At 54.9% G+C, this 19,039-nt stretch carries 15 protein-coding genes; 9 read left to right on the top strand and 6 right to left on the bottom strand.

Translation table 11 applies throughout. The features are described 5' to 3' along the window. Positions 1-312: 312 nt before the first annotated feature. Together K6R05_RS20165 and K6R05_RS20160 are read left to right on the top strand one after the other, a co-directional pair. Complete coding sequence (locus K6R05_RS20165; protein ID WP_061061018.1) at positions 313-522, top strand: hypothetical protein; 210 nt, start codon at positions 313-315, stop codon at positions 520-522. A 396-nt stretch (positions 523-918) separates the two neighbouring features. After that, entirely contained in the window at positions 919-2,502 is a 1,584-nt protein-coding gene (locus K6R05_RS20160; protein WP_161736553.1) for a sensor domain-containing diguanylate cyclase, read from the top strand. A 24-nt stretch (positions 2,503-2,526) separates the two neighbouring features. Here K6R05_RS20160 and K6R05_RS20155 read toward each other — a convergent pair whose 3' ends face one another. After that, positions 2,527-4,308 (bottom strand): GGDEF and EAL domain-containing protein, encoded by a 1,782-nt coding sequence (locus K6R05_RS20155; RefSeq protein ID WP_222925675.1) that lies wholly within the window; start codon positions 4,306-4,308, stop codon positions 2,527-2,529. A 347-nt stretch (positions 4,309-4,655) separates the two neighbouring features. On the opposite strand from K6R05_RS20155, the gene K6R05_RS20150 reads away from it, so the two are divergent. The 3 genes from K6R05_RS20150 to K6R05_RS20140 all read left to right on the top strand — a co-directional run bounded on the left by K6R05_RS20150 (position 4,656) and on the right by K6R05_RS20140 (position 9,250). Continuing rightward, entirely contained in the window at positions 4,656-6,038 is a 1,383-nt protein-coding gene (locus K6R05_RS20150; protein WP_222925674.1) for a methyl-accepting chemotaxis protein, read from the top strand. Between the two features lie 415 nt (positions 6,039-6,453). Then, entirely contained in the window at positions 6,454-6,693 is a 240-nt protein-coding gene (locus K6R05_RS20145) for a transcriptional regulator (protein ID WP_161736630.1), read from the top strand. A 427-nt stretch (positions 6,694-7,120) separates the two neighbouring features. Continuing rightward, positions 7,121-9,250 carry a putative bifunctional diguanylate cyclase/phosphodiesterase gene (locus K6R05_RS20140; RefSeq protein ID WP_222925673.1) on the top strand — a complete coding sequence of 710 codons (2,130 nt, stop codon included), beginning with the start codon at positions 7,121-7,123 and terminating at the stop codon, positions 9,248-9,250. Between the two features lie 59 nt (positions 9,251-9,309). On the opposite strand, the gene K6R05_RS20135 is transcribed toward K6R05_RS20140, so the two are convergent. Continuing rightward, positions 9,310-9,888, bottom strand: a complete 579-nt coding sequence (locus tag K6R05_RS20135; RefSeq protein WP_222925672.1) for a GNAT family N-acetyltransferase — start codon at positions 9,886-9,888, stop codon at positions 9,310-9,312. A gap of 253 nt (positions 9,889-10,141) precedes the next feature. Here K6R05_RS20135 and K6R05_RS20130 point away from each other — a divergent pair, with 253 nt between their 5' ends. The 4 genes from K6R05_RS20130 (at position 10,142) to K6R05_RS20110 (ending at position 15,956) form a co-directional block, all read left to right on the top strand. After that, positions 10,142-10,711 (top strand): pyridoxamine 5'-phosphate oxidase family protein, encoded by a 570-nt coding sequence (locus K6R05_RS20130; RefSeq protein ID WP_222925671.1) that lies wholly within the window; start codon positions 10,142-10,144, stop codon positions 10,709-10,711. Between the two features lie 276 nt (positions 10,712-10,987). Further along, entirely contained in the window at positions 10,988-12,451 is a 1,464-nt protein-coding gene (locus K6R05_RS20125) for a YsnF/AvaK domain-containing protein (RefSeq protein WP_222925670.1), read from the top strand. A gap of 354 nt (positions 12,452-12,805) precedes the next feature. Then, entirely contained in the window at positions 12,806-13,198 is a 393-nt protein-coding gene (locus tag K6R05_RS20115) for a helix-turn-helix domain-containing protein (RefSeq protein ID WP_222925669.1), read from the top strand. A 220-nt stretch (positions 13,199-13,418) separates the two neighbouring features. Beyond that, positions 13,419-15,956, top strand: coding sequence for an excinuclease ABC subunit UvrA (locus K6R05_RS20110; RefSeq protein WP_222925668.1), 2,538 nt, complete (start codon positions 13,419-13,421; stop codon positions 15,954-15,956). A gap of 73 nt (positions 15,957-16,029) precedes the next feature. On the opposite strand, the gene K6R05_RS20105 is transcribed toward K6R05_RS20110, so the two are convergent. From K6R05_RS20105 to K6R05_RS20090, 4 genes are all read right to left on the bottom strand, one after another. After that, positions 16,030-16,284 carry a Txe/YoeB family addiction module toxin gene (locus tag K6R05_RS20105; RefSeq protein WP_161736637.1) on the bottom strand — a complete coding sequence of 85 codons (255 nt, stop codon included), beginning with the start codon at positions 16,282-16,284 and terminating at the stop codon, positions 16,030-16,032. Then, positions 16,281-16,532 carry a YoeB-YefM toxin-antitoxin system antitoxin YefM gene (yefM, locus tag K6R05_RS20100; protein ID WP_222925667.1) on the bottom strand — a complete coding sequence of 84 codons (252 nt, stop codon included), beginning with the start codon at positions 16,530-16,532 and terminating at the stop codon, positions 16,281-16,283. The genes K6R05_RS20105 and yefM overlap by 4 nt, the downstream gene beginning before the upstream one ends. A gap of 158 nt (positions 16,533-16,690) precedes the next feature. Continuing rightward, positions 16,691-17,530, bottom strand: a complete 840-nt coding sequence (locus K6R05_RS20095; protein WP_161736639.1) for an MBL fold metallo-hydrolase — start codon at positions 17,528-17,530, stop codon at positions 16,691-16,693. Positions 17,531-17,695: 165 nt separating this feature from the next. Beyond that, positions 17,696-19,009, bottom strand: coding sequence for a CitMHS family transporter (locus K6R05_RS20090; RefSeq protein WP_161736640.1), 1,314 nt, complete (start codon positions 19,007-19,009; stop codon positions 17,696-17,698). Between the last annotated feature and the right edge of the window lie 30 nt (positions 19,010-19,039).

Here is a 19,039-nt window from a genome sequence, read left to right as displayed (position 1 = left end):
GCCGCACACACGTTCTCATGCCGGAAATGGAGTCAGATAAACGTCATCCTCCTGTGCGCTTATTATTGCCGCCGGCTGTGCTGATTTAAAAAACAAAGAGTATTTCCCCGATTTTTGGCATGTTACGCAAACATGGTCAAATTAATTGATGTAATGGGGCTAAGTTGCCCAAAAATTAAATGAAAAATAAAAATATTCATTTTTTACGTAAATATGACGGAATCAGATAATCGGCGGCCGGTAAATGGATTATGCTAAACAGGCTGTTCAATAATTATAAGATTTACGATCTTTTTAACTCCCGGGGGTTATATGGTCCATATTGATTTATGTACCAAAGAGGGTGTGATGAAGGCTTATGCTTTCCAGACGCCCATGCAGGCGATGAACCTGCTGGATAAAATTAAAGATGATGAATTCCAATGGTTTAATCTGGAGTGGGAAGGGTGTCGCTTTACCTGCCCGCATCAGTTTATTAAAAGACTCAGCAGCCGTTCTTATATTAAGTCGTTCTGGCGTTAATCCGACCGCAATGATTAAGCCTGTGCCTGACTGCGTATTCATAACGCAGATTTAATTTAACTGTTTCCGAGCATTTCATTCACCATATTAAACGGGGCAGATTCTGCCCCGTTATTTTTCGTGCCTGCAGTACCTCACGCTGGCGCTCAGCAATAATAATGCACCTCACCTGAGACGGTCGCAGGTTAAACAGTTTCATTATTACTGCTTAATTATTTTAGGCTGCTGTTTATCAGTGCCTGAGAAATGCTCAACAAGGCCTTATGCAAGTGCGTACGGATTTGTCCTACACCCGGCAATGCATCGTGATCCACTGTAAATCCTCTTCTTTTCTTCCCTTGACGTTAAGCATCAACTGTTACACTCAGGTGATACTTCATCCGGATCCCGACTGCAATGCCCCATAAAAAAATGCGCCTTCGTTCGCTGCTGACTTTACTTTCCATTGGGGGCGTCATTCTGACCTCCGGTCTGTTGCTGAGTGCGCTGCTACTGTTTCAGAAGGCCAATATTGAAGACAGTCTGCTAGAAGGAAACATTGCCTATGCCCGTAAACTGGCCGATACCACCGATCGTTACCTGACGACAGCGCAACGGGAATTGGCCTGGAGTGCATCGCAGATCAAGAGCCTTAGCGATCTGAAGCAGCTAAAAGCAGAAACTGAGCGCCTGCGCATGCAGTCAGGCTTCTTCAACTCGGTGGTAGTGGTTAACCATGATGCCATCATTGCGGCAACCTCACCGGATAGCCTGAATCTGACAGGCATGAAACTTCACTCAGCAGCCAGTCTGCAGGCTATTACGACCCGTAAGCCCTTTATCTCCGCGCCCTTTACCTCTGCCGCCGGAAACTATGTGGTGTTTTTATCTCAGCCGCTGTTCAGCGAAGAGGGGGGCTATCTGGGTTATATCGGCGGCACCATTTATCTAAAAAAACAGAGCATGCTGAGCGAAATCCTGAGCCAGCATTTTTATACCAAAGGATCGACGGTCAGCGTGGTCAGCAATGAGGGGCTGATTATTTTCAGTCATGACCCGACGCTTGTCGGAACAAAGATGCTGCTGAGTCTGGCCCTGCAGAAGCGCCTGTCCACCACGGAAAGTGGACATTTTACCCTGGAAAATGGAGGGCAAAGCTATCTGACCGGCTATGGCACGCTGCAGAAAACCGGCTGGAACGTATTTATTACTGGCACCTCTGAAACGGTCAGGCATATTCTGCTGCGCACGGCGGAAAGCGCCATTTGGTTCGTTCTGGGCATTATTCTCCTGACGGCCAGCGTCATCGCGTTTATGGCGGGTCGGATCGCTTCGCCACTGGAAAAGCTGGCGGACAGAGTGCGGGATGGCGGCAGCGAAGCACAGGCGGAGTCACTCGCTACTGTCAAAACCTGGTATTACGAGGCTGACCGGCTCAAAGAAGCGGTGCAGGAGCATCGCCATGCCGTGGCAGGCCATCTGGCTGCGCTTAACGATGAGGCGATGACCGATCCGCTGACCGGGCTTTGCAACCGTCGCGGATTTTCGGCGCTGGCGGCGCAGGCAGACAGTGAACATGAACAGTGTGTCATCGCAATTGATATTGACCATTTCAAGAAGATCAATGACTGGTATGGGCATGACGCGGGCGATGCGGTTCTGGTGAATCTGGCGGCGTTGCTGCGTCAGGCCTGCCGCACCGGCGATATCGTCAGCCGGTTTGGTGGCGAGGAATTTATACTGCTGCTGCCACACACGACGCTGGCCGATGCTGCCCGTACCGCGGAACGCATCCGCGAGACGGTCTGCGCCACCACCTTCCCGTTCGCCGGGGCGATGACCATATCAGCAGGCGTGGCTTCACGGGATGACCAGAGTCGCGATCGCGAGGCGCTGCTGCGCCGGGCGGATGAAGCGCTTTACGAAGCAAAAGCGGCCGGCCGCAATACGGTGATCATTGCCGGGCCGGACGGATTCAGTACGCCTGAGTCTGCCAGATAAGATTGCGGGGCAGGGAAGTCAGGATCAGCACTTACTGCGTAATCGCCAGCCAAGCCACTCATCCAGCGCCGCTTCCGGTAGCGGCCTGGAGTAGAAAAATCCCTGGGCCTGGTCGCAGCCGAACTCAGTCAGCGCCGTAACGGTTTCCGCATTCTCCACGCCTTCGGCCAGCACCATGTAATCAAGGTCTTTGAGCATTGCAATAATACTGCGGGCAATAACACGCGATGCAGTGTCAGACGAAATTTCGCTGATCAGTGAGCGGTCCAGCTTGATCACATCCAGCGGCATGCGCCGCAGATAACTGATGTTACTGTAGCCGGTACCGAAGTCATCCAGTGAAATACCAAATCCCCGTAGCTTCAGCATCTCAAGCCCCTGCATCGCGGTCGGGCTTTCCAGAATCCGTTCCGTTTCCAGACACTCAATGCCCAGCAGCGAAACCGGCAGCTTCGCTCTTAGCATCTGTTCTTCCAGTTCGTCAGCAAAACCGTCACGGGAAAAATCGCTGCTGCTGACGTTAATGGTGATGGGCAGCTGAATATAGCTGTCGCGAAGACGGGCAAGGCGGGCGATGGCGTGCTCTATGACCCAGGCGGTCAGTTCGGTAAGCAGTTGGGTTTGCCTGGCAACGGGCAAAAACTGCGCAGGCGAAAGTTCGCCGCGCTGGGGATGCTGCCAGCGGATCAGCGCTTCCAGTCCTATCGGCTTACCGCTGTGAAGGCAGATTTTCGGCTGCCAGGCGAGCCATAACCCTTTATCTTCGCGAATGGCAGTGGCCAGGTCATGCATCAGGGTGAAATCCTGGGTATGGCGCGTATCCGTGGCTTCACTGAACGGCATTGAGGCAACGTTGCGGGTAATGGCTTCGTGCAACGCGCTGACTGCCCGCCGCAGGATCTCCTGGGCAGGCAATTCACCCGTGTTGAAACTTGCCTCACCGGTATGGGTCATCAGCGCAACCGACAGCCCATCACCAAGATCGGCGCTGATCCCGGCCAGCTTATTGGCCACCCAGCTGGCAGTGAGTCTGCTCTCCTGCCGTGTCAGCAGGGCAAAGCGTCCGGTTGCTACGGTGTAAAGCATTTCTCCTGGGGCAGGGCGCAGACGCAGCGGCAGCAGTGTCGCCACATCCTTCAGCAGGCTCTCAACCGGCCCCATGCCCATTGAGCGTGCCAGTTCGTAGGCACGCGGCATATCGATACAGTCAATCAGCACCAGCCGCCGTGGCGTGGTGTCTCCGGAGGTCGCAAGGAACTGCAGGTCGCGGATCAGACGCTGACGATTGGGCAGGCCAGTTACCGGGTCGGCAAAGCCAGCCGAGTACCAGGCGTCAAGAAAGGACATCACCAGCGCTGCGAGCATTTTCAGCATTGTTACCTGATCGTCACTGAAGCGATGAGGTGCCGTGTCGGTAACGCAGAGCGTACCCAGAATCAGACCGGTACTGCTTTTAAGCGGCACGCCAGCATAGAAACGGATAAAAGGCGCGCCGGTAATCAGCTTATGGTCAGCAAAGCGGCTATCAAGCAGGGTATCAGGCACCACCACGGTGCTGTCACTGTCCACGGCGTGCCGACAGAGCGAGTCCTGTCGCGTGGAATGAGTGAGTGTGAAATTGTGCGCCGCTTTGACGTGCTGCATCTCATCATCCAGAACGGAGATAAAGCTGCCGGGAATACCAATGGCCTGGCTGGCCAGTCGGACGAACTGTCGCAACACATCGTCACGACTCTCGTCGTTACTGCGCAGCGCGTGCAGGGTTCGCGTACGGCAATCGTCGCCGCCGCTAAGGCTCATGAGCATGAATTCCTCCGCACCGTCTGGTTACGGAGCGAAATTAAACAGAAAAATTGAAGGTTATAGCGTCATGACTACAGACTATTTATGTAAAAAGAAAGAGCCATGACGATTTATTTTTTATTACACCGCCTGCCAGACCTGAACAGAATAGCAAATCACTTTTCTTTAGCGAAATATTTTAAGAATGACGATTCTATTATTTTGTCGTTAAAAACTTTTAATTTACGAAATATCCTGCCAGGATAGTAAGCACAAACATAGCGTGCTATATAATAACGCATTAAAGTAGATGACATAACTTATTTTTGTTTAATTTTAACTACACCAATGACAACATCGGGGAAAACCTCATGAACTCACTCAGGCATTTCACTATTCGCCGCGTTGTGCTGTGGATAATGATCGTCTCACTGGGCGTGGTCGCGCTGGCAGGTGGCTACAGCAGTCAGATCGTGCGGGACATCTTTCGTCAGACCGATCGCTCAGCCGTGCTGACGCAGCAGCTAAGTTTTCTGACGCACAGCGCTCTTGTCATGCAGGGCGGAACAGGCGCAGATAAAAATGGCCTGATCGCCTTAACGCCGGCCAGTGCTGACTGGGATAGCTTTCGCGCAGCACTTACGACCTCACCCTCAGAGTATGCAACGGTTACCCGCGCGAAGCTGGATAGCGTGACGCAGCAGCTGGCACAAAATCAGGCTCTTCTTAACGCTGACCGGCGTCAGCTCGAGCGCGTACTGCTGGCGGCACTGCTGGCAGCATTCGCGTTGCTGCTGTTCTGCGACCGCTATCTGGTCGTCCATCTGGTGCGTCCGGTCGGTAAAATCCGCGGTCATTTAAAAATTATTGCCGGAGGTGATCTGACGCGTGAGCCGGAAGATCTGGGTCGCAACTGCGTCGGGCAACTGGTGCCGTTGGTGAAAGAGATGCAGCACAGTCTGTTGCAGACGGTCAGCGCTATTCACGACAACGCAGCCATTCTTCATCGTGAGGCTGGCGACATCGCGGCGGGTAACGCCGATCTCTCCGACCGGACCTCCACTCAGGCCGCTGCGCTGGAACAGACCGCCGCCAGCATGGAAGAGATCACGGTTACCGTGCGTCACAATGCACAGAATGCCCGTGAAGCGCGTGAACTGGCTGCCAGTACCACGGATACGACCCATCAGGGCGTGGAGCTGGTTCAGCGGGTGACGGCAGCCATCACCAGCATCGCACAGGGATCAGAGAAAATCCGGGAGTTCACCACCACCATTAATGGCATCGCATTTCAGACCAATATTCTGGCGCTCAACGCCGCCGTAGAGGCCGCCCGTGCGGGCGAGCAGGGCCGTGGTTTTGCGGTGGTTGCCAGTGAGGTACGTTCACTGGCACAGCGAAGTGCTGCAGCCGCGAAGGAGATCGAAGAGCTGATAGCTGATACCGAGGCACGCGTGGATGATGGCCGACGCGCAGCAGAGAGTGCAGGAACGACTATGGAAGCCGTGCTGCGCGGTGTCGGTGGCGTCAATGAACTGATTGGACAGATTGCGCTGGCTTCGGATGAGCAGAGCAAAGGAATTGCCCAGGTCACCGTGGCGGTGGCTGAACTTGACCGCGTAACGCAGCAGAATGCAACGCTGGTCCAGCAGGTTTCGGCAACAGCAGGCAGCCTCAGTGGACAGACTGAAACGCTGGGCAGCGTCATTACCCGCTTCACCCTGCCGCTTCATGCTGTCGGAGTGGCAATTTGACGCGTTATACCGATGAAAAACAAGAGGCTGTGCGGATGCCGGTCAGGCATAGCCTGATGGGCCATTTTATTCATCCGGAGATAACGGCTCTGTAAAATAAAATAGCCGTTAATATTCACTCTTTTTTTATCGCTGAATGAAACGGTCATTTTTAAAGACGGTGGTGAATGTTAACCACGGGCTGAGCATTATCACTATTCAGAACAGCGATGATTATTTTTAGTGCGCAATAATTATCCGGTTCACGAAATAAATTTAATTACAGTTTATACCTGTGGTTTTACCTGAGCTTTACGCTTTCCTGACGATTGCGGATTGCCGCGCATTCAAAGCTTAACTCAAATTTATGTGTTGGCCACAGGTGAATTCGGTTGTCTGGCCATCTCACCGGGGCACCGTATGCGGAGCGTTTCATATGGGAAATCAGATTTTACAGCGGCCTGTTGCCGTTCAGCATAACGTACGTGAGCTGCGTCTTGCGGCCGGTCTTTCGCAGGAGATTGCAGCTGAACGCTTCGACCTTAGCCAGCGAGTCTGGCAGACCAAAGAAGCATCCAAAAATCCTGCCCTGCTCAGCCAGGGAGAATATGAACTGCTGATGCTGCTGGCAGGAGAGCATCCGCACTTCGAACTGGTTCCAAAGCTTAAAAAGTAAGGCGTTCTGCCGCTATTTTCCGCTGAAGTTAACGTATTTCAGGCCGATATAAAGAGCTAAGCGAAGCGCATTATTTCGCGCGTCTTATCTGCTCTGGCAGGATTGTTCTGGCATGGTCCGTTATTAACCATCATACCGTCACGATCTCACTGCCTGGCATAACGTATTAACCGGCATCCCGCTGTCTGTGATGCCGGCTTTATCGGGCTCATGGCGGCGGGCTTTTGCTGCAGAGTTCACTGACGGGCCTTTCTTCCGGCAGCGGGTCGGCAGCCAGTTCTGCGCGTCCTGTCTGATTGAACGTGTCCTCTTCATGCTGCGTCATGCCGGCCACAGCAGATAACATCAGAGGGGATTTACGCTGAAACGTCCAGTTTATCATGATGCCGAGGCGGCTCGCCTTGATGCACTTAAGCAGTATCATCTGATGGATTCACCGCCGAGCGATGCGCTGGATCGCCTTACCACGCTTGCCGCGCGACTGTTCCGCGTACCGGTTGCGTTTGTATCGCTTATTGATGAGAAGCGACAGTTTTTCGCTTCACGGTACGGTTTGAATATTTCCGGTACATCGCGCAACGTCGCCTTCTGCCACCATACGCTGGCGCAGGGCGATATCCTCTGCGTGCCCGATACGCTGAAAGATCCCCGCTTCCGCGACAGTCCGCTGGTTCATGGCTACCCCTTTATCCGCTTTTATGCCGGGATCCCGCTCTCAACGCCGGATGGTCATCATATTGGCACCGTCTGCCTGACCGACACGCATCCGCGCGATCTGCTGACTTCAGAAGATCGGAAGCATCTGGCCGATATAGCTGCGCTGGTGATGGATCGCATGGAGATGCATCGTCTGGAGTTACTGCGCTACACCAGTCAGCAGCGGCTTCAGGCAATCTCATCCACCTCACCCGACGCCATTGTCTGTACGGACCTGCGGCGCGGCATCACTTTCTGGAATCCGGCAGCCACTGCTCTCTTCGGCTACAGCGCAGAGGAGATGAGAGGTCAGTATGTCAGCGAGCTGATCCCGGCGCGCTGCCAGACTGACTACCGTAACGAGCTGGCCCGGATTACCTCAGACGAAGCGGCTATCTCTCATCCTCGTTCGTTGCAGATATGGGGCGTCACGCGTGACGGCCGTGAATTCCCGGCAGAAGTCTCTTTTTCGGGCTGGCGTGAAGAGGGCGAGCGGCTGGTGGGCATGATCATCCGTGACGTCACGGCCCGCTATGAAAGTGAGGCGCGTCTCTGTGAGCTGGCTTCTCTGGATATGCTGACGCGACTCGCCAGCCGTAGCGCGTTCATGGATCAGGTCGGGCAACTGACCAAAGCGGGCGTTCCCTACACCTTACTGATGACCGATCTTGATGGTTTCAAAGAGGTGAACGATACGCTGGGACATGCAGCAGGCGATGCGCTGCTGTGTCACGTTGCCGAGCAGATTCGTGCGGTGTGTACCGGTGCCGTGACGGCTGCGCGGCTGGGCGGCGATGAATTTGTGATCCTGCTGGCGGGCGGCAGCGCTGAGGCGGCGATTACGGCGGAAAAACTGATTGCGGCCGTACAGACGCCGTTCCGCTATCACGACTCGCCGGTTGTGGTCGGTGCCAGCACCGGTATCGCTTCCTACCCGGATCACGGTCGCGATCCCTCTGCGGTGATGTCCGCCGCTGATCTGGCACTCTACCGTGCCAAAGCCTCAGGCAAAGGCTGCAGTATCCTGTTTATGCCCGAGTTTCGTGAAGCGGAGCAGCAGCGTCGCCGTTTCGAGCGCGAACTGGAAACGGCGGTGCGGCAGCAGCAGTTCACACTTTACTATCAGCCCCGCTTCGACGTGGAGAGTGGAAAGCTGGTGGGTTGCGAGACGCTGGTACGCTGGCAACACCCGACACGTGGGCTGCTGTTGCCTGCCGACTTTATCGGCATGCTGGTTAAAAGCCCGCTTTCCGTAACGCTGGGGGAATGGATCATCCGCAGTGCCCTGGCACAGGTCCGGCAGTGGCAGGTGCGATCCCCCGAGCTTCGCGTCAGCATCAATCTTTTTCCGCGTCAGCTGACAGGGAACAGCCTGGAAACCGTTATACGCGAGAGTGCCGACGGCGATGCGGGTTTTGTTGAGCTGGAAGTGGATGAGCCTCTGCTGGCTGTACTGGTGCAGGATATGCCGGTTCAGGTTGAAGCGGTGCGCCGGACCGGTGCCTCATTTATCATTGATCATTATGGACGCACGCTGGGGGCCATTAATTTGCTGCGCCACAGCTTTGTGGCAGGTTTCAAAATCGACAAGTCGCTGACGCACGAGCTCAACTCCAGCATGCGGGTGCGAATGATGTTCCGATCTATCACCGCACTCGGCAAAAGTCTGGGTATTCGGGTGGCTGCTGAAGGGGTTGAAGACAAAGAGCAGATCGCCTTTGTCACGTCAGCCGGATGTCACATTATGCAGGGCAATGGCCTGTGCCGGCCACTGACACCGGCGGACTTTGAAGCGATGCTGTACGGCGAGGAGCATTCTGTGCCCGCTGTTGCCAGCGGTTACGATGTCACATTACCCTGAACCCTCTGACCCTGGCAGTCGAAGAAAGGGGACGATCGACGCCCGTCTGTCTGTCCGGGTCAGCGAACGGGCCGGTACGCCTGTTTCAGTAATCCGAAAATCCAGTCATCCTGCCACTGACCATTGAGGAAGAAATTCTGCCGCAGAGTGCCTTCCTGAATAAAGCCTGCGGAGAGCAGCGTGCGGCGAGAGGCGACATTGCCAGCCGTCACCGTTGCGGTCATTTTGCGGTAACCCTGTTGCTCAAAGCAGAAGGCGATAATGGCATGCAGCGACTCGCTGCCGTAGCCTTTGCCCTGTGCCTCCGTGGCCAGAATAAATCCGGACTCCGCAACACCTCCTCCACGATCGATAAATCCGCAGAAGCCAGCAGGATGACCCGTCGTTTTTTCCTCAATGACCAGGCAAAGCCAGTGTGTGCAGCCTTTGTACCAGGCTGGCAGGCGTACGTCGAATGACAGGGTTCGGATCTCTTCAGCACTGCGCGGATCGCTGATGTACTTCATCACCGATCTGTCCTGACTGAGCGCAAGATAAAAGGGCCAGTCTTCCTGTTTCAGTGGCCGATAGGTCAGGCGTGGCGAGGTGACATCAATGGGCATTTCTGGCCGAACTTCAGCGGACTTTTCAGCAGACATAGTGCCATTCCCTGCGGACAAGACGGTAAGGTGATGGCGCAAAGATAGCACGGAGCGGCAGACTGATGGCACGTGCGTTCGCGACTTTGCGAGGCGTTTCGCAATCCCGCGGCAGTCTCACCCTGCGCGATATTACCCGGCGACTCGCGGATCATATTTTCCTGTCAGAGCGGAGCGGGCAGGCCATCTGCTCACATCATTGCTACGCTTTTAGCGAGATGGCTGACTTTGTCCCTGATGAGAGTAATTTCCAATGGATCTGAAAACTTTTGAAATAGCCTGCTGGGCAGTACTGACAGAGGCTGCCGCCGATCCGCAGGCTGGATTTCGTTATCTGACGCTCGCTACCGTGGATGCTGCACAACGGCCTCAGGCACGTACTGTGGTACTGCGCGAGTGCCATGATGTACGCCGGACGCTGACCTTTTATACCGATGTGCGTAGTCCAAAGTGGCAGGAGATGGCGGCGAATCCCCAGGTTACCGTATTGGGATATTGCCATGAGCGCCGCCTCCAGCTACGGCTGGTGGGACAGGCTGAGTGTTACGCAGCGGGAAGTGCAGTTGCCCGTAACGCCTGGCGTACGTTACCGCAGCACACGCGCCAGACGTATATCGCCGGGCCGCCGGGAGAAGCGCTGGCCCCCGCTCACGAGACACCTGTCGCGACGGCAGCGGAAACTGGCGAATCGCGTTTTGGCGTAATGATTGTGCAGGTCAACATGCTGGATGCGTATCAGCTTCAGCGCAATGAAAATCAGCGCGCACTGTTTCACTATCCTGCCCATGGCGAACGGCAGGAAAGCGGATGGATCAACCCCTGAGGTGAGGCACGCCAGGCGTGCTCACTGCCTGACCCCTTCTCTTTGGCTTACCTGAAAACAGAGATTTCACTGCAATTGACCCTGAGATCCTCTTTTTATCTGCCGCATCGCTTATCCGATTTTAGCGCCATGTTATCTTCACATCACGGCATATTTCTGCTTTTTACTTTCCTTTGTCATTGTTTGTGCCAGGCTTTAACTAACCGAAAAGCAGTCACTTATGCTCAAGGTCAGGGAAAGTACAAATGATCGCTCTGTATCACAGGCAGGTTAACCATGAATAATCAACCTCCTGAAAAACCAGGATCAGAGAGTAGCGAACAGGTCTTAAGTCTGGCGGAGGAAACCGTTGAGGTCTCGAAACAGCGGGTCATCGACGGTCATGTCAGAGTCACCCGCCAGGTGACTGAACATCAGCAGAAAATTGCGCTGATGCTCCGGCAACAGACGGCGGACGTTCAACGCATTCCTAAATCGGAGCGGCTGACTGAGGTGCCGGCGATCCGTGAAGAAAATGGCGTCCTGATTATTCCGATTGTCGAGGAAGAGGTCGAGATCGTCCGTCATCTGGTGCTGAAAGAGGAGTGGCACATTCGCAAAGTCGTCAGCGAGGTGGAGATAGAACAGATTGTCTCCCTGCGCCGGCAGCAGGCTCATCTGACCCGAATACCCTATTCAGAGCCATCCGAATCCATCACCGAGGAACACAACATGGCGCGTGAAACAATTGTAACAATGTTCAGCAATATCTCACTGGCAGAAGGTGCAAAGCGTAACCTGATTAAGGCCGGGTTCCTGGATGATGACATTGATATCATCTCCGGTGAGCGGCTGCGCACTGAAGGTCATGAAGCCCGTCATCCGGGCTTCTGGCAGCGCCTGTTTGGCAACACGCTGGAAGAGGATCAGGCTGAAGTCTATGAAGATGCGATGCGTACCGGCGGTGTAGTGCTGTCGCTGCGGGCCGATGAAGATGAGTTACCTCGTGCCCTGGGCATCCTTGATGCCCATGAAGAGCTTACCGAGCGCAGTGCCGCACGGCCTGATGACTATGCGACTGATGATGGCCTGACAGCGCCCGCCAGTGGAACGCTTCAGGATAAGGGTGCCATCGATCCGCTCCATACCGATCCTGCCCAGCGCAGCGCGGCGCGTACAGCCCTGACCGGTGATGAGAGTGACGAGGATGTGCTGCGTCTGGCCGAAGAGCGACTGGAAGTAGGTAAACGACTGGTTAGCGAAGGTTCAACCCGCGTGCGCCGCTACACTGTCACCGATCAGGTCTCAGAAAATGTCTCGCTGCATGAGCAGCACGCCGCAATCTTCCGTCGTCCGGTGAATGAATCAGGATCACCTACTCATGTTGACTGGTCTGAAAAAACGATTGAAGTGGAAGAGACGCATGAGCAGCCCGTGATTAATAAGACCGCGGAGATCATTGAAGAGGTGGTGTTACGTAAAGAGACAAGCGATCGGGTTGAAACCATTAACGATTCGGTACGCCGTCAGGAAGTGGATATTGACCATGCCAGTACAGATCCTCTCGGCGCAGACCGGCTGACCGGGAATCGTACTGTGGCCGATCCGTTACTTGAAAGCACGCGTCAGGCGCGCGCTGACGACAGCCGTCCGGTAACGCCAGGCAGCGAACCTGCGCATAAAGAGGGTTTCGCGGAAAAAGCCGGTGATAAAATCGCCGAAGCAAAAGAGAAGGTCGAAGATAAGTTTAAAAAACCGTAATGCTGTCGCGGTGATATTCATCTTTCAGGTCTGAAAAAACCCGTCGCTGACGGGTTTTTTTTACGTGTAGAGTAATTTTGAATTAAATCTCCGGCGCGGGATCGCCTTTCAGTCTTTTTGGCCCGAAATGACCATTATGTGTGCCTGCCTGCCAGCGAAACGTTCACAACCGGCGCTGAACACCTGGACGCGATTTTTGTGCTCATGTGCTTGGTTTCTGCTGAGCGTGCAATGATACAGCCATCATCTTAAGATAAAACGACGTACGGTTTACAGGTTTCAGGCGGTCTACATAAAGTTTGCAGGAACGCATGCTGAATACGGCAGGGTAAACGCAAATACGGTAAAAATGTGATGACTTATAAAATCAAACCGATTCACAGTGAAGCAGATTATGAAGCCGGTCTGGCCGCCGTATCTCTCCTGTTCGACAATGAGCCAGAACAGGGAAGTGAAGCCGGTGACTTTCTGGAAGTTTTGATCCTGCTTATCGAAAAATATGAGCAGGAACATTATCCGATTGAGGCACCTGATCCAGTGGAGGCGATTAAATTCCGCATGGAGCAGATGGGGCTAACAGCGAAAAACCTGGTGTCGGCAATTGGACGCATGAACCGCGTCTATGAGGTACTGAATCATAAGCGTGCGCTGACGCTGCCGATGATCCGGAACCTGCATAAAATGTTCAATATTCCGCTCGCATCACTCGCAGGCGCAGCTCAATCCGACAGGATGAGCGTCCGGTAACTAAAGCCCGCCCTGCGCGGGCTTTTTTATGTGCTGTTCTTTTTTACAGCCCTGAATCAGTCGCCCCCGCGTTGTGCTGTCTGAAATCCCTGACTACCCTTGCTGGTGTTTCTGGCTCGTAACGGGCCGGATAGCCCGAAAGCCGGGTCAGCCTCTGCAATTTTCAGTTATTAACGGCAGGTTGTCGTTAATCTGCCGTGCATCATCAAACAGGGACACCATGACAGAACAAGACAACGCCCATACTTATCGCGCTGACGAGCACATTGATCCTTATGTCTCAGTACAGGGTGCAAGAACACACAATCTCAAGGATGTGTCGCTGCGGTTTCCCCGGAATGCAATGGTGGTGTTTACCGGGGTTTCAGGCTCCGGAAAATCCTCACTCGCCTTTGACACGCTTTATGCAGAAGCCCAGCGCCGGTTTATCGAGTCGATTTCACCCCATGCCCGTCGCCTGATCGATCAGGCCGCTGCGCCAGATGTAGATAACATTGACGGACTTCCGCCCGCGGTGGCGCTTCAGCAAAGCCGGGCTGGCGCGCAGGAGCGTTCAACGGTGGGCAGCCTGACCCGTATTTCCGTCACGCTGCGTCTGCTGTTTTCTCGTGCGGGCACAAGGCCTGACGGTGTGCCGTTTATGACCGCCGATTATTTCTCGCCTAACAATCCTGAGGGTGCTTGTCCACATTGCCAGGGGCTGGGAAGAGTGCACACCGTTAAAACCGAGTCGATGGTGCCGGATAGCTCACTGAGTATCCGCAAGGGGGCTATCGCGTCATGGCCCCGAGGCTGGCATAACAAAAACCTGCGCAGCATCCTTGAGACGCTCGGCTACGATGTCGATGCACCCTGGAATACGCTTTCAGCCCGCGACCAGCAGTGGATACTGCTGACTGACGAACAGCCATCGGTGCCGATTTTTGTCGGTCTGAATGCTGAACAGCGTGAAAACGCGCTGGCGGCGGGCGAAGAGCCCGCTTATACCGGCACGTACACCAGCGCAGCAAAAATCGTATTGCAGAGCTATTCCAATGGCAGCGAGACGACGAAAAAACGGCTGGCGCGCTTTGTCACGGTCACACCCTGTTCAGCGTGTCACGGCAAAAGGTTAAACCGGAACGCGCTATCCGTGACCTTTGCCGGTTATGACATTGCCAGCCTGAGTGAGCTGTCGGTATCTGAACTTGCTGAACGGCTGAGGCCTTATGCAGACGGTTCATCATCAGATCTGCCTGCCGAGGCGGCACTGCGGGAAGCCGTTATCCGGATGGCGTCAGATATCTGCATGCGGCTTGAACAGCTTGAGACGCTGGGTCTGGGGCATCTGGCACCGGGACGCCGCACCACGCTGCTCTCATCCGGCGAGTTGCAGCGCGTACGTCTGGCCACCCAGCTGATATCGCGGCTGTTTGGTGTGCTTTACGTGCTGGATGAGCCGTCTGCTGGTCTGCATCCCGATGATGTCAAAGCGCTGCTCGCATCCCTGAAGAACCTGGTACGTGCAGGTAACTCGCTGGTGGTCGTCGAGCATAATATTGATCTCATTGCCGAGGCGGACTGGCTCATCGAAGTCGGTCCCGGCCCGGGTACGCATGGCGGTGAGATTGTTTATAACGGTGAACCGGCAGGCCTCAAAGACGTCAACGCTTCACCCACCTCTGGCTATCTCTTCTCCCGCAGCTATACCGGACTGCGCCAGCGCCGGCCCGCGGAGAGTTGGCTCAGGCTTGAGCAGATCCATTGCAACAATATTACCGGCGTGGATATCGCTATCCCGCTGGCGAGAATGACGGCGGTTACCGGTGTTTCCGGCTCCGGCAAATCGACGCTGCTGAATCGCGTGCTTCCGGAAATGCTCGGACGTTTTGATAAAACATCTGACAGTGAAGAGGGTGAGGAAGAGGACCTGGTCCCGGACGTTAAGGGGCTGGTTGTCAGCGGAAATGACGCCATTGGCCGTCTGGTCAGAATCGATCAGCGTCCTATCGGGCGGACGCCACGCTCCAATCTGGCCACCTACACCGGCTTTTTCGATATCGTCCGCAGGCTGTTTGCAGAAACCCCCGAGGCGAAAGCCAGAGGTTTCAGCGCCAGCCGGTTTTCCTTCAATCTGCCCGCGGGTCGCTGTCCTGCATGCGAGGGACAGGGACAGATTTCGATTGAGCTGCTCTTTATGCCCAGCGCCACCGCAACCTGCTCGGTCTGTGCGGGACGCCGTTACAACCCCGAAACGCTGGAGGCGAAGTGGAACGACCTGACCATAGCGGATGTGCTTGATCTCACCGTAGACGACGCCACCAGGGTGTTTGACGGGTATGACGGGATCCAGCGTTCACTGTCGGCTCTGCGATCTCTGGGGCTGGGATACCTGACACTGGGTCAGCCCGCCACGGAACTCTCTGGCGGTGAGTGTCAGCGCATCAAGCTCGCCTGGGAGCTGCAGCGTGTCCAGCGGACAGCTACGCTCTATCTGCTTGATGAACCGTCTACAGGTTTGCATCCCTCTGACATGGATAAGTTGCTGATTGTGCTGGATGAACTGGTGACGCGCGGCCACACCGTCGTGATGGCGGAACACACCATGCGCATCGTGGCTGAAGCGGACTGGGTGATTGATCTGGGACCTGGCTCCGGTCTTAAAGGCGGAAGGATTGTTTCATGCGGTACGCCGGAAACGGTCAGCACATCGGCTGAGAGTCTGACTGCGCCCTGGCTTTCCGCACAGCTGAAAAAGAGGACAGGCGATCCGGCGTAACTGGATTGCACTGAATGACGCCGCCGCTGAAACGGCTGCACTATAAGGGCTCAGGGGTAAGCTTATGAGCCCTTCAATAGTGATAACGGCATGAGGCGATTAATAAAGCGTCTCCACTGACGGCATAAACCAGCCGATGTTCTGCCGTAATTCTGCGTGACCAGAAGCCTGCAAGATTATGCTTTAATGGCTCGGGTTTTCCTTTGCCTTCAAAAGGCGTCCTGCTGGCATCTTTTAGCAACTCATTAATCTTTTTGACCGTTTTTTTATCGGTATCCTGCCAGTAGAGATAATCTTCCCAGGTTTCTTCGGACCAGGTCAGTTTCACTCAATAATATCCCTGTCAGTCCCGTTACCGCTTTGCAGGCTTTCGATGGAATCCATTAACCTGTGAGCATTCTTAGGTGACCGCAGCAGGTAGGCTGTCTCTTCCAGTGAGTTATATTCTTCAAGCGACATCAGCACGCAGGATTCACCGTTCTGGCGGGTGATTAATACCGGCGCTTTATCTTCAACCGTCTGAACCATAGTGGCAGACAGATTTTGTCGGGCTTCGCTGTAACTGATTGCTCTCATAGAACCTCCACAGAGTAAGTAATACAAGTCATTGTACAATGATAAGCTATGACAGGGAAGTCAGGTGAGAAGACTGGGGTACCATCACCGACGTGTTTTCTCTTGAGAAACTGATGGTACGGTGTTTCTCGCAGAGAAACAGGCAGTCAGATAACCCATCAGCGCAGCGGCGCATTGACCTGCAACGCATCCAGCTCACGCGCATCGTGACTGCAGAAAAAGGTGATTTCGCCGCCGCGCTGGCAGGAGAGTTCACGCAGTCGCTGCTGGTTGTGCCGTCTGGCCACATTATCTATGCCCATCATCCACTGGTAAAAACGCAATCCTGGCGTGCAGTGGCGCGTCGGCTGCCGCATTTCGCCGCGGTAGAACCAGGCGTCGCCGCCGTGCAGCAGCCAGCCATCGGGCTGCTGAATGGCAATGCCCGCGTGACCCGGCGTATGGCCCGCCAGCGGCACCAGCAGAACCTCCGGGGGTAAATCCCGCAGGCGATTAACCGCCTCAAAACCAAACCATGTTTCCCCCTGCGGCTGATAGGTTTCCCAGTTGCTGATCCCGCCCCATTGTCCGGGACGATAGCGCTCACGCGACAGCCAGCTGTGACGCTGGTGGGCGGTATCGACCTCCTGCTGCATCAGATGGATACGCGCCTGCGGAAAATCGGTTAGTCCGCCAGCATGATCAAAATCGAGATGGGTCAGAATAATATGGCGCACATCGTCAGCCCGAAAGCCCAGCGCCTTCACCTGTGACAAGGCGGTGAGATCGTCGCGCCGCTGAATATTGTTTAAGGCGCGGAAAAAGCCCGAGAGACGACTGCCGGGCGTATGGATATCCTGCCGCCCAAAGCCGGTATCGACCAGCACCAGCCCGTCGCGGTCTGTCTCAATCAGCAGGCAGTGACAGACCAGGTGCGCCTTCAGGCCTTTACTGAATCCATCATAAAACGCGCCGCCCAGCGGGCACATACAGCCACAGTTAAGGTGGTGAATTTTCATCGGGCCTCCATAGGGTCATCGACAAAATCTCTGAGAGACTACGGCCTGTCCGGCACGCAGCACATTAGCCTGGCTATAGAGTGTAGAGCGGGTTGAAACAACAGGCGGAGCGGTGAAGCGGATAACCGGGCAAAAAAAGCCGGTTATCCGCCAGAAAGCAGAAAATTAACTGTGGAACAGCGGGAAAGCACCGGTCAGCAGACCGCCCGCCATCAATACCAGACTGACCAGAATCCCCCACTTGATGGCAAAGCGCTGGTGGTCGCCGATATCGACTTTCGCCAGGCCCACCAGCAGGTAGACAGACGGCACCAGCGGACTCAGCAGGTGGAATGGCTGGCCGACAATAGAAGCGCGGGCAATCTCTTCTGCAGTAATACCGTAGCTGGCCGCCGTCTGGGCAATAACCGGCAGAATGCCGAAGTAAAAGGCATCATTCGACATAAAGAAGGTAAACGGCAGACTGACCAGCGCGGTAAACACCGCCAGGTAAGGTCCGAAGCTGGGCGGGATTACCGCCAGCAGGCTCTTCGCCATGGCGTCAACCATGCCGGTGCCGGAGAGGATGCCGGTGAAAATACCGGCGGCAAAAATTAATGCGGTCACCGCCAGCACGTTACCGGCATGGGAACTGATACGGGCTTTCTGCTCCTCCAGCGTGGGATAGTTGAGCATCACTGCAATGGCAAACGCCAGCATGAACAGGATCTGAATAGGCATTAAACCAATCACCAGCAGCACCAGCAGCACGGTGGTCAGGATAAAGTTAGGCCAGAACATCTTCGGGCGACGGTTGGCAGCGCACTCTTCGGCATCGCCCAGACCCAGCTCGATGTTGTCGAGATGGTGATCTTTCATGGTCATCACGCCTAATCGTTTACGCTCACGCAGGCCAAACAGCACCGCCATCGCTACCAGGCTGACGCAGGCGAGCAGCATCGCGGGCAGCATTGGAATAAAGATGTCGAGAGCATCAATACGCAGTGCCGCCGCGGCACGCGCTGTCGGGCCACCCCAGGGAGAGAGGTTCATGATGCCGCTGGCGAGGTTGACCAGACAGGTCATCATCAGCACGTTCATGCCCAGCCGGTGATAGAGCGGCAGAAATGCGGCAATGGCAATCATGTAAGTGGTAGAGCTGTCACCATCCAGAGAAACCAGTAGTGTTAGTACCGCCGTTCCGACCAGCACTTTCAGGGGGTCACCGCGCACCATCCGAAGAATAAAGCGCACCAGTGGGTCAAACAGTCCGGCATCAATCATCAGACCAAAATAGAGAATGGAGAAGGTCAGCATTACACCGGTCGGAGCCAGCTTTTTGACGCCATCCAGCATCATGGCACCCAGGCCTGCGTAAAAACCGCCAATCAGCGCAAATATGGTTGGTATCAGGATCAGCGCAATCAAGGCTGACATACGTTTGGTCATGATCAGATACATGAAGCAAACAACCATGGAAAAACCCAGTATCGTCAGCAAATTAACAGCCCTCGCAATGGCGGAAAAGTA

The organism is Pantoea alfalfae (genome assembly GCF_019880205.1).
GTDB lineage: Bacteria > Pseudomonadota > Gammaproteobacteria > Enterobacterales > Enterobacteriaceae > Pantoea > Pantoea alfalfae.
Note: the sequence above shows the minus strand (reverse complement) of the source record. Positions and strands in the feature narration are given on the sequence as shown.

What these genes read in the sequence shown, in the direction of transcription:
- K6R05_RS20165 (WP_061061018.1), top strand. Translation starts at nt 313, where the DNA reads ATGGTCCATATTGATTTATGTACCAAAGAGGGTGTGATGAAGGCTTAT.
- K6R05_RS20160 (WP_161736553.1), top strand. Translation starts at nt 919, where the DNA reads ATGCCCCATAAAAAAATGCGCCTTCGTTCGCTGCTGACTTTACTTTCC.
- K6R05_RS20155 (WP_222925675.1), bottom strand. Translation starts at nt 4,308, where the DNA reads ATGCTCATGAGCCTTAGCGGCGGCGACGATTGCCGTACGCGAACCCTG.
- K6R05_RS20150 (WP_222925674.1), top strand. Translation starts at nt 4,656, where the DNA reads ATGAACTCACTCAGGCATTTCACTATTCGCCGCGTTGTGCTGTGGATA.
- K6R05_RS20145 (WP_161736630.1), top strand. Translation starts at nt 6,454, where the DNA reads ATGGGAAATCAGATTTTACAGCGGCCTGTTGCCGTTCAGCATAACGTA.
- K6R05_RS20140 (WP_222925673.1), top strand. Translation starts at nt 7,121, where the DNA reads ATGGATTCACCGCCGAGCGATGCGCTGGATCGCCTTACCACGCTTGCC.
- K6R05_RS20135 (WP_222925672.1), bottom strand. Translation starts at nt 9,888, where the DNA reads ATGTCTGCTGAAAAGTCCGCTGAAGTTCGGCCAGAAATGCCCATTGAT.
- K6R05_RS20130 (WP_222925671.1), top strand. Translation starts at nt 10,142, where the DNA reads ATGGATCTGAAAACTTTTGAAATAGCCTGCTGGGCAGTACTGACAGAG.
- K6R05_RS20125 (WP_222925670.1), top strand. Translation starts at nt 10,988, where the DNA reads ATGAATAATCAACCTCCTGAAAAACCAGGATCAGAGAGTAGCGAACAG.
- K6R05_RS20115 (WP_222925669.1), top strand. Translation starts at nt 12,806, where the DNA reads ATGACTTATAAAATCAAACCGATTCACAGTGAAGCAGATTATGAAGCC.
- K6R05_RS20110 (WP_222925668.1), top strand. Translation starts at nt 13,419, where the DNA reads ATGACAGAACAAGACAACGCCCATACTTATCGCGCTGACGAGCACATT.
- yefM (WP_222925667.1), bottom strand. Translation starts at nt 16,532, where the DNA reads ATGAGAGCAATCAGTTACAGCGAAGCCCGACAAAATCTGTCTGCCACT.
- K6R05_RS20095 (WP_161736639.1), bottom strand. Translation starts at nt 17,530, where the DNA reads ATGAAAATTCACCACCTTAACTGTGGCTGTATGTGCCCGCTGGGCGGC.